This is a genomic window from Bacillota bacterium (assembly GCA_040754675.1).
Classification (GTDB): Bacteria; Bacillota; Limnochordia; order Limnochordales; family Geochordaceae; genus Geochorda.
In genome coordinates, this window is sequence record JBFMCJ010000457.1 from 1 (window position 1) to 3270 (window position 3270).

The 3270-nt window shown below is 67.5% G+C and carries 4 protein-coding genes and 1 pseudogene; 3 read left to right on the forward strand and 2 right to left on the reverse strand.

Annotation, left to right across the window (positions count from 1 at the left end; translation table 11 throughout):
* Positions 1-385, forward strand: a 385-nt coding sequence (locus tag AB1609_18960; GenBank protein ID MEW6048528.1) for a hypothetical protein, incomplete at its 5' end; no start/stop codon positions are given.
* Positions 386-625: 240 nt separating this feature from the next.
* On the opposite strand, the gene AB1609_18965 is transcribed toward AB1609_18960, so the two are convergent.
* Both AB1609_18965 and AB1609_18970 read right to left on the reverse strand, forming a co-directional pair.
* On the reverse strand, positions 626-817 hold the full coding sequence (locus AB1609_18965; GenBank protein ID MEW6048529.1) for a hypothetical protein: 192 nt from the start codon (positions 815-817) through the stop codon (positions 626-628).
* Positions 759-1076 (reverse strand): annotated as a pseudogene (locus AB1609_18970) (HD domain-containing phosphohydrolase). Before AB1609_18970 ends, AB1609_18965 begins: the two are co-directional and overlap by 59 nt.
* A 659-nt stretch (positions 1077-1735) precedes the next feature.
* On the opposite strand from AB1609_18970, the gene AB1609_18975 reads away from it, so the two are divergent.
* A complete protein-coding gene (locus AB1609_18975) occupies positions 1736-2821 on the forward strand; it encodes an ABC transporter ATP-binding protein (GenBank protein MEW6048530.1) in 1086 nt (361 codons plus the stop codon).
* Positions 2818-3270 (forward strand): hypothetical protein (locus AB1609_18980; protein MEW6048531.1); only part of this gene is annotated, 453 nt, incomplete at its 3' end. The genes AB1609_18975 and AB1609_18980, both read left to right, overlap by 4 nt.

The following is a 3270-nucleotide window of genomic DNA, read 5'->3' on the forward strand; positions in this document are numbered from 1 at the left end:
CGGGGTTCGAGGGGCTCCCACGGCGCCGGCCTGGGCCCGGGAACGCGTGGCCCGCCGGACGGCCACGTGCCGGCCCCGCGGCGCCGACACCCCCGAGGCGGTTTCCGGCGTAGGATGGGGAGGGAAGGACGGTGGCTCTGCGATGAAGGGTCGCCATGGCCCGCTGCGCGGCGTGGCCGGGATGCCCGCCCTGCCGAATGTGGCGGGGATCGGGCTCGGGAACAAGGAGATCGGTGGCCGGGTAACGGGAACACCGAGCATTGTCGTCCTGGTGACCAGGAAAGTGCCGCGGGAGACCCTGCGTGCCCGCCACCTGGTCCCCGGTCGCCTGGGCGGCGCAATCACCGACGTGGTGGAGGTAGGGGAACTCCGGCCCCTCACGTAATGGCGCGAGGTACCCCTGGGGGCTGGAGGAACACCCTGCGACAGGCGCTGAAGGCCATCCTGTCCCCGGCGCAAGGACGGGGCGCCGCGGCCACCGCCGGGAGCGGGCTTGAGCGGAAGGCCGCAGCGCCCCAAGACTTGTGTCCCCGTTCCCCAGACGTCCGGCGACGCGGGCGAGCAAAGATGCACTGGCATACACAGCACCCAGACGCCAATACGTGGGCCGAAGGGGGACATTTCATTACCGTTCTCCTCCCCGCGAGGCCAGGGCCTGACGTACCTGCTCGGGAATGCTGTCGAGCACCAGGGCCACTTCCACCTCTGGCGCGTCGGCAAGCGCAAGCTCCTGGGGTTCCACCGGCCGGTTCCGGGCATCAGCCAGAAGCCTCACTACCGGGCGTTCGCTGTCGCGCCTGTCCTGCCTGACCGCCACGGCAAGCTCGCCTTTGTTCAGTCTGAGGAAAGTGCCGTTGGGAAATGCTGCACCGCACGAAGCGCTGGCCGAACTTGCTGCGGGCAGTCATGAGGTAGCGGATGGCTTCTCGCTGCAGGACCTTGCGCCGGTACAGCCTGTCGCTGGTCATCGCGCAAAACACGTCCGCCACGGCCACGATTCTTCCGATCCCCAGGATCCTGTCCCCTCGGAGCCGGCGCGGGTAGCCGCTGCTGTCCAGGCGCTCGTGATGCTCGAGTGCGACGTGGGCGGCAAGGTAGCTGAACTCGCGGCTGGTACCCCTGGGTCGTGTGCAGCTTCACCGGCTCGTGATCGTGCAGAGGGGCCGCGTTCGGGAATACGAGCCGGAATAAACAGGGCAACACTTTGCCAGGGGCGTCCAGCGCTGCAGCGGATAAGGTCGCTCAGCATGGCCGCAGCGCCGGGTGATTGATCCATGCGCCCGCAAGCAGCGGCGAGTGGCGGGGCGGGCGGCGAGGGCAGACCTGGACTTTCAGCCACGAAGATGCAGCCCAGTGCCGGGCCAAGCCGGGCCGGCTGGGGCGAGCCGATGCCTTCAGGCTGAACTGATCGGCCAACGTCAACGCTCCCCCCACGAGTGCCCCCGGAATGCCGGCTGCCGTGCCAATGCCCGTCAGCAGGCCCAGGCCCACATATTGGAATACCTTATTTCGCGTAGGTACAGACCGAAACGTCGAGCACCAGGCCCACACCAACCAGGGGAATAGTGGCAGTGACCAGCCAGCGCCAGAGCTTAGGGTTCACCTGACACATTCGCGCAAACTTGGCATGTCCGTGATGAGCGAACCGCGCTCGGCGACCGGCAGGAGGTGGGGGCGAAAGATGGAATGTTCAGGAATGGGCGCGTGCAACTGTACCATCGGGAAGGGATGACCGTTGGGACTGACCGTCTCGCACCTCCGTAAGGTGTACCGACGCTCCGGGCGCGAGATAGTGGCCGCCGACGATGTGAGTTTCCAGGTGCGCGCTGGCGAAGTGGTGGGTCTACTGGGGCCGAACGGGGCCGGCAAAACCACCACCATCAAGTGCATCCTGGGCTTGCTGGTACCGACGGCGGGAAGCGTGCGCATATGCGGGTTCGATCCGCGACGTCAGGCCCGGCAGGCACTGCGCCGCGTCGGTGCCATGCTGGAGGGGACGAGAAACCTGCACTGGAGCCGGTCCGCCCTGGAGAATCTGCTCTTCTTCGCCAACCTCGCCGGCATCCCCACCACGACCGCCCGTGCCCGCTCCCTGGAGTTGCTTGAGCGTTACAGGCTCCTCGACCGGGCCGGCTCTCTCGTGGGGCAACTCTCGCGGGGGATGCAACAGAAGCTGGCACTGTGTGCAGCCCTGGTCCGGGATCCGGAAGTACTGCTGCTGGACGAACCCACGCTCGGCCTGGACGTGGAAGCTGCCCTCGACGTGCGCCAGTTGCTGCTTGAGCTGGCCCGCGAGCGTGCCAGGGCCGTGCTGGTGGCCAGCCACGACATGCGGCTGGTGGAGTCGGTATGCGGGCGCGTGATCGTGCTCCACCGGGGTCGGGTGCTGGCCGACGAAGAGGTTCCCCACCTCCTTGAGATGCTGAGTACCCGCAGCTACCGTTTCGTGGTGGAGGGGAGCCTGACCGGGCGGGCCCGGGAAGCGATCTTCGCCAGCTTCACCGGGGCGGAGGTGACCGCGGCAGAGGGCCGCACCGTCATCGAGGTCACCGTGGAGCGAGCCACCCGGTTGTACGACCTGGTGGAGTTGCTGCGGGATCACGGAGCGGCCCTCGCCTCCGTCGACCACCGCGCGCCCGACCTGGAGCAGGTATTCCTCCATCTGATCAGAGGCGGGCAGGAGGCGCGTGCCGGCGCATCTCGCACGGGCGCCGGACTTCGCACCACGGCGGAGGTCGCGGGCGGAGCGGAGTGCGCGGGGCCCGGTGCCATGGACGGATGCGATCCGCGTTCGACGGGTGAAGGGGGTCGGGGAGCATGAGGCACGTCCTCGTGGCCATGATCCGAGACGAGTACGTGTATTTTCGGCGCCACCCCATCAACGCGGTGTCGGGACTGGCGCTGTCGTACTTCCTGTTCCTCATGCTGTTCCTCGGTGCCCGTTACGTGGTGCCGCCGGCCCACCTGGGCAGCACTCTGGAGGCCCTCATCGTGGGGTACTGGCTCGTGCTCATGACCAATCACGCCTTTCAGGAACTCGGCACTTACATATCAGGGAGTGCCCTGCGGGGCACGCTGGAGCAGATGTTCCTCTCTCCCTTTGGGTTCTGGTGGGTGGTCACCTGCAAGCTCGTGGCCAGCATCCTGGCCAACCTGGTCACCAACGGTGCGTTCCTCCTGGTGCTCATGGCCACCACCGGTCGGTGGCTGCACCTGCCGCCAGCGGTCCTCCCGCTGGCACTGGCGCCGGTCCTCCAGGCATACGCCATC